Annotated in this window: 2 protein-coding genes and 1 tRNA gene; 1 reads left to right on the plus strand and 2 read right to left on the minus strand. The window is 31.7% G+C overall.

All coding sequences use genetic code 11. The features are described from left to right. Positions 1-312: 312 nt before the first annotated feature. Both P618_RS01585 and P618_RS01590 read right to left on the minus strand, forming a co-directional pair. Positions 313-1,671 carry a sensor histidine kinase gene (locus tag P618_RS01585; RefSeq protein ID WP_084024552.1) on the minus strand — a complete coding sequence of 453 codons (1,359 nt, stop codon included), beginning with the start codon at positions 1,669-1,671 and terminating at the stop codon, positions 313-315. An 11-nt stretch (positions 1,672-1,682) separates the two neighbouring features. Then, a tRNA-Gln gene (locus P618_RS01590) sits at positions 1,683-1,753 on the minus strand. Between the two features lie 526 nt (positions 1,754-2,279). Between P618_RS01590 and P618_RS01595 the strand changes: the two genes are divergently transcribed. Then, positions 2,280-4,673: a hypothetical protein gene (locus P618_RS01595; RefSeq protein WP_021827233.1), complete on the plus strand. Its 2,394-nt coding sequence runs from the start codon at positions 2,280-2,282 to the stop codon at positions 4,671-4,673. The last annotated feature ends 390 nt before the right edge of the window (positions 4,674-5,063 follow it).

Consider the following 5,063-nt stretch of genomic DNA (forward strand, 5'->3'; position numbering starts at 1 on the left):
TTGACTTATCAAATAGTCGCTATACATATCAAGAAGATCCAGTTTCATTTTTTGTCCTTAAAAACTTACGGACGAAAAATATGATTATTTCAAGCAGAAATCAACTATTGCTGCGTAACATCAATTAGATAAATATGAATGATAAAATTCTCTAAGAGCATAGATGCCTGTGATCAATAAAAATTTTGATAACATCTATTTAATCAGAGATCCATGCTTGCGCAACCACCTAAAAAGATTTGAACACTGCGTTGAGAAATAAGGGGTTACAAAATATATAAAAATCTATCCTCTCGATCTTAATGGAATGAACTACAGGCAATTTTCCTTATTGTTCAACTGCATATCTAACGGAAGCACAATATGAATGTGTGCTCCTGGTAACATTTTTTTCGAAATACACTGTTCGTACAAAACCAAAATTTCTCCTTGATGTTCTTCTAAAATACGTCGTGCAATGGCTAGACCCAATCCCGTGCTTCCTATATCTTGAGCTGTTCGACTTTTGTCACCTTTAAAAAAAGGCTTAAAAATATCTATTTTTATAGACTCTGGAATTCCTGGCCCATCATCTTGAATGCACAAAACTATTTTACTTTTTTCAGAAAATAACGACACACACACTTTCAGTCTTGCATACTTTATCGCGTTATCCAAAATGTTTTGAACGCATCTTTGGAGATCTGAACTGTTTCCGTTCATAGTATAAAAAAAATTTTTTTCTAAATTCCATTGAATTTCTCGAAAAGAGATATTTTTTTGTTTTAATATCAAAACAATATCTTGAAAATTAATTTTTTCTTTATAACACTCTTTGCATGTTGTGAATTCTAAGTACTGATGCACCATACGAATCATGTGATTAACATCTTCTTGAAGAGCTGTTACGTCTTGGCAAGGAGGTAAAAACTGACACTGAAGCTTAATTCGAGCAAGAGGAGTACGCAAATCATGCGATAAATCTAGTAAAAATTGATGACGTTGTTCAAATTCATATTGCAGATGCTGAACCATTCTACGTAAACCAAGACCAATTCTACGAATTTCCCGAGCTCCCTCAATACGGGGAAGTTCTGGAATGTGATCAGGAGTAATGTGTCGAAACCATTCGGATAATCGCCTAAGCGGACGAATTTGTTGGCGCATCATAACTACAGCTATCACTAAGAATAAAGCAGAAGATATAGAAGCCCAAATTCCGCATAATCGTAACGTTCTATATCCTAATCTTTGAGTCGGAGTATAGAATACGTAAGCGTTTTTATTTGTTTTAATCCAGACGGAAATCGTTGAATGAGTCCGATAAATGCACACCCCTAAAGGAAAAAGCTCTTTTAAAGCTTCATGCAAAAAGATAGATTGACTATCTGTTTGAGTTTGGTAAAGAAGAGTTGAATCAATTTGGGGAATTTTTTCTAACCTTATATGAAAAAAATCTTTCCCCATTTTTTGAATGACTTTCCAAGATAATACATTTTTCTCGTCCAATGTACATAAAAATTTAACATTACGCGCAATATTCTCACATATAGATCTTGCAACATATTTCCAATGACGTTGCAAAAAAATAGTTCCTGACGCAATAAACATCCATAAAAGTGGAATAAAAATAATAAAAAAGGATCGAATCAAAAACGTTTTTGGAAGATAATATCTAATATTAAAGTTCATCGTATATTAAACTGGGAGACTTGGATTCGAACCAAGGTTGCTCGGTCCAGAGCCGAGAGTTCTACCGCTAAACTATCTCCCATACCTGAGGAGCATTCTAACTTATTTTTTTTTTCTAGTAAACAGGAAAAAGCGATGTTATAAATTTTTTGTTGTAAGGATAAAAAATAAACTCGAAGCTACAGACAAGGAAATGTAAAATAGATCCTGTTGAAAAAAGTATCAATGCGACCTATTGGTGCATCGAATTTTTTAGGGATAAAAGGTGAATTAACAAGGAGCCGCAATGCATCTTTGATATTCAGCATGTTTTTTGAACTGTATATCCTCATTATATCGCTTTTTTGCGTTTTAAAACAGACTCACAGTAAGAAGCATTGCGCTTAAACATAAAAGTTGTCATGAAGTATTGTGCTTTTGTATTCTATCTTTTTATAAAAAATTTTAATGCGTTTCGATTTTATTAGTTACGCATTTTTTTGATCAATACATCTATATACCTAACCTTGTACGAAAGTATTTATTTCGTTCACTACAATTAAAAAAACATTGACATTTTGTGTTTTTTTATTAATATAATTTTTAGAAACGCTCGAGCATAAGGTATCATGAAAAAAAGAATTATTTTTTTATCTTTAATGTATTTTTTTTCGTTAGGAAGTAAAAGCTTTTCCGGGAAGGAACATCAACAATGTCCTGTTCAACAAAAGCTAAAGATTAATTTTGAGTCAAGCAACGAAAATTTATCTAAGATCGTTAAGCAGCTTAAAGGCTTGGAGATTATGGATGAAGAAAGTTTTTGTTTTGCACAAAAAATGCTAAAACATCCTTGTTTTGAATATAGAAATGAGCGTTACATAACTTATCCTGAACTTAGAGCAGATTTAAGTTTTGAGTGTGCGCTACAGCTTCTATTACGAGTCAATTTTGATATTGAGGCTATTAAAAACGTATTTCAAGATACAGAGTTTACAAAGGTATTAAGAAAAAATTTAAAATATTTTTTTGAACAAAATAACGGTTCTGCGTTTGTTTCAATGATACTGTCAAATGAAAATAATCTAGATGTAGCAAAAATTGTTATAAGTCATTTAGATTTGAGCTCTATAAAAACAGATGGGGATGATGTCGGGAATTTGGTGAGGACAGTTTTGTCTAAGGATAATCATTTTGCATTAGCAGAACATTGTATCAAAAATATCAAATGGAACGAATATAAAAATTTTGACCCCACATGTAAAAGGTCGCATAAGATTATGCGTGCTATTATGGTTCAAAGTACAAGTCCTATTTTTTCTGAAATGCTTTTCAAATCGATCACTTGGGGGGACGATTTTTTAAAATTGTCTCTTTCTGACATGTTAAATTTCTTAAAAAGTAAAAACTCTTCAAGTATAACAAAAGAAGTTCTTAAATTGTCAAATTGGAAAGAAAGAATTCAAAAAGAAAAATTGGACATAAGTGTTTTTGATGATTCTTATCCATATTTTTGGAGCAATTTATTGTCTTGGAATCCATCGTTAGAATTGCTTTTGGATGGCATCGATTTAAATCGTTGTTTCGTTGGCACAATGTTTCATAGAAAATACGTTGAAGGTTTATTAGAAAATTTTAAGTATTTCAAAAATAAAAAATTTGCAGAACAATTATTATCACGAATACAAATTTCAAATACCGAGATACCAACAATATGGAATCTTTGTGTAAAAAAATTAGACTATTTAAAAGATACTCAATTTAAAGACGCAGACACAACGATTGTGGTGTCTCTTTTCTTAGATCAAGGGGGAGGGAGCTTTAAAAACTTTTATGAGGACGAAGATTTTCAAAATAAATATGGGTATGCACCTCCAAAATCTCATGAAGAAAAAATTTTAATTGCATTAAGTATGCTGGCTCATTCAGATTTTGTCTATGCAAAAAAAATGCTGGATCAACTTAATGAAGACCCGACAGTTACTTCAGCATTTTTAAAAAAACACTTCAACCAAATGCTTGAACACTTGATGTTTTCAAACAAAGACGAAACTGTGGAGTACTTTTTGAACAAGTTGGATTTTGACACAAAAATGAATCAATCTTTTAATACAAAAGTGGGCACAAAAAGAGAAGAAGATATTAAGCTTTTTCAAAAAAGCGCTAATCTGTTACTTGATCAATTAATATGTGCAAAGAATGGAGCAATTGTTAAAAAAATATCAAAACTTAATTTTTGGCGTTTTATCTCAGACCTTGATCAGTGCAAGGCGTTTATTAAAGGAAATAATCTTGAAGCATGCAAGCTTTTGGTTACAAAACTTCCAAATAAAGAATGGATTCAGTCTGAGGTAACTGACAAAGATACCGTGAAACACATATTTGAAAAAATTTTAGCAACACAAGCAAAAACGCCGTTTCATGAAAAAAATAGTGCCGAAATTTATGACACATTTGCTATTGCACTCGAATCCCCGTTGACCGAAGACGTAAAAACGATTATTGATACTATTGACTATGATGGAATTAATTGCGAAAAACTTTTAAGCGAGTACTTGATTGAAGATAAAAGCTCTAATAAAATTGAAACCGTACACTATTTGATACATAGATTAGAAAAATCTGAAATATTCTCTAAACTTGATAAAACTATAGCGAAAAATGGATGGGGAGAGTTAGAATTACGTGTTTTGTGTCCTATCGTGTATTCAAAAAATGAGCTTCTTGTACACTGTTGTTTAAGTCAAATGAATTGCTTCAAAAATATAGAAAACACGGACAGTCCAGCAGACTTGGTCAGTAGAATTCAAAAATCAAATACTAGAATAATGGGAAATTTTTTGATGGAAAAGCTTATGTCAAAACAGCTGACCTCAGAAGATCGTGCAAATATTTTGGAAAGAATACGTGAAGAAGATCAGAGGAAAAAGGTTTTAGATCATCCAGGAATAGATTATGCTGTTAGAGCAGAATTTAAAGAAAAATTAATCCAGACTTTTGGACTCCGTGAAAAGGACGGAAATTAACATTAATTTTTTTTAATGTTTTTAATGGGCTCAAAATTTTAATTCTTTAAAAACCAAGGGATCTCACGTCATTTATCTCATGATCCCTTAAGTTTTAAAAACACTTAGAGCGTGTTGACACTGTTTGATCATCTCCATGATCAGAGCACTATGAACAAAGGCAGAAAACAAAAGATTCAAGTTTTTCGAACCTTAAAAAGATGCTACAGAACGTTTTGAGTCTTGTGAAGATACCCTCTATCTCGTTTTGGCGTTTATAAATAACTAATGTTACGCAGCAATAGTTGATTTTTGCTTGAAATAATCATATTTTTCGTCTGTAAGTTTTTAAGGACAAAAAATGAAACTGGATCTTCTTGATATTTATAGCGACTATTTGATAAGTCAAAA

Source organism: Holospora obtusa F1 (assembly GCF_000469665.2).
Classification (GTDB): Bacteria; Pseudomonadota; Alphaproteobacteria; order Holosporales; family Holosporaceae; genus Holospora; species Holospora obtusa.

Excerpts from the sequence above, each read along its gene's own strand:
- P618_RS01585 (WP_084024552.1), bottom strand. The coding sequence starts at position 1,671 with ATGAACTTTAATATTAGATATTATCTTCCAAAAACGTTTTTGATTCGA.
- P618_RS01595 (WP_021827233.1), top strand. The coding sequence starts at position 2,280 with ATGAAAAAAAGAATTATTTTTTTATCTTTAATGTATTTTTTTTCGTTA.